The organism is Ligilactobacillus acidipiscis DSM 15836, assembly GCF_001435755.1.
Classification (GTDB): Bacteria; Bacillota; Bacilli; order Lactobacillales; family Lactobacillaceae; genus Ligilactobacillus; species Ligilactobacillus acidipiscis.
Genome location: NZ_AZFI01000247.1, coordinates 1 through 1,974, shown reverse-complemented (window position 1 = coordinate 1,974; position 1,974 = coordinate 1). Strand labels below are relative to the sequence as shown.

Annotated in this window: 2 protein-coding genes; both read left to right on the top strand. The window is 37.8% G+C overall.

The features are described 5' to 3' along the window. Positions 1–82 precede the first annotated feature (82 nt). Positions 83–949 carry an ABC transporter ATP-binding protein gene (locus FC65_RS10390; protein ID WP_056972652.1) on the top strand — a complete coding sequence of 289 codons (867 nt, stop codon included), beginning with the start codon at positions 83–85 and terminating at the stop codon, positions 947–949. A 1-nt stretch (position 950) separates the two neighbouring features. After that, positions 951–1,688, top strand: a complete 738-nt coding sequence (locus FC65_RS10385) for an ABC transporter permease (RefSeq protein WP_056972650.1) — start codon at positions 951–953, stop codon at positions 1,686–1,688. Positions 1,689–1,974: the final 286 nt, after the last annotated feature.

Below are 1,974 nucleotides of genomic sequence, written 5' to 3'. Positions count from 1 at the left end.
GCATTATAGCGTGAAAGCCCGTTAGTGCTCACCTTCTGAACACCATGCTCCGCTCTGTTTTATAATAAGGAAGGTGAGATCTATGTATTTAGAAACTAAAAGTTTGACGAAAGTTTTTGGCAAACAAACCGCTGTTGATAATTTAGATCTGGCAATTGAAAAAGGGAGTTTCACGGCGATACTTGGCCCAAATGGAGCAGGCAAGTCGACCACGATAGAAATGTTGTTGGGGGCATTATCACCAACAAGCGGTTCTATTTACTATCAAACAAAAAAGCCGCAATTCGGAGTAGTTTTTCAAGAAAGTGTTTTAGATGCAGAGTTGACTGTGCGAGAAAATTTACAAATACGGCAAAAAATGGCCGGTACAAACGAACCTGAAACTATCACTAAAGTCATAACACAACTTGGCTTGAGTGAATTTTCCAATAAACGATATGGTCGACTTTCAGGTGGTCAAAGAAGGCGGGCTGATATCGCACGTGCACTTTTAGTGCAGCCTGAGATTTTATTTTTGGATGAGCCAACGGCAGGATTAGATATTCAAACAAGAAAAACTATCTGGCAAGCGCTAACTGAATTGCGCCAGCAAGAAGACCTGACGATCGTTTTAACCACACATTATTTGGAAGAGGCTGATCAAGCGGACATGGTTTTTATTATCGATCATGGTAAATTGATTGCTCGCGGGTCTGCTGATGATTTGAAACATAGATACGCTAAGAATCAATTATTACTTCAGACAGAGCAATTGGATAAATTAAAAAAACACTTGATTCAGTTTGAATATTTAGTTGTTGGAGCTGACAAAGTTCAAATTACTCCAGCCGATACCAGAGCTGCTTTACAGATTTTGGACCAGGTAGGGCCTTTACTGACACATTTTGAGTATCGTGAGGGGACGATCGATGATGCCTTTATCGCATTAACAGGAAAGGAGATGTACTAAAATGTTGACCGTATGTTATCGAAATTTGCTGTTGTATTTTCGCAACAAGTCGGAAGTTTTCTTTTCTTTGTTAGCTGCCTTGATCTCGTTTATTTTATACGTTGCTTTTCTACAAGATACAATTGGAGGAGATTGGAAGAACCTGCCGGGTCACGCTGAGTTTTTAGATTTATGGTTAATTGGCGGAACACTTGGTATCACTGCAATTACAACAACTCTTTCTTCCTTAAGTCAAAAAGTTGAAGATTATGAAAAGAGTACAGAAAATGATTTTTTGCTAACTGGGATCAGTCGATTTAGTTTGAATTTCGGCTATGTTCTTAGTGCAGCAGTGATTGGCTTTATAATGCAAATCGTCGTTTTTTTGGTCATGTTCTTGTATTTTCATTTCGTTGATGACCTGAGTATCTCATTTTCAAAACTTGGTTTTCTGATCATATTGATGTTATTGGGTTCTCTGCTTAATGCGGTGGTGAATGCAGTGATCATGAGATTTGTTTACAATAGGAATACGTTAAGCGCTGTTTCTACAGTAATCGGAACAGTCTCCGGCTTTTTAGTTGGAGCTTATATTCCGCTTGGGATCTTACCTAGTTTTGCACAATTTTTAGTGAAGTTAACACCCGGGGCCTATGTTTCTTCGTTATATCGTCAGGTATTATTAGATGATAATTTGAAAAATTTTTTCCAGTTCTTTCTAAACGTGAACAATTTGTTGAAGAGATGGGTATTCAGTTGAAATGGGGTAAATTATTAAATTATAGTCAGTCCTTGCTGATCACCGTTCTGTTATTTGTTGCATTTTTAATTATTTTAGTCCTCATAGAATATTTGCTTAATTCTAGGAAAGTGAAACTAACATTCAGGACACTATGATACTATCTGCGATAAAACTTGTGTATATAGATCAAAATACTAGCCGAATTGGAAGTAGGTGTTATAATCATCAGTCGTGAACGATTGATTATTGAAAGCTTTGTGTGCTCTGTTTTCATAGTCGAGCTCCGTGAACCAAAAGTCTGCGC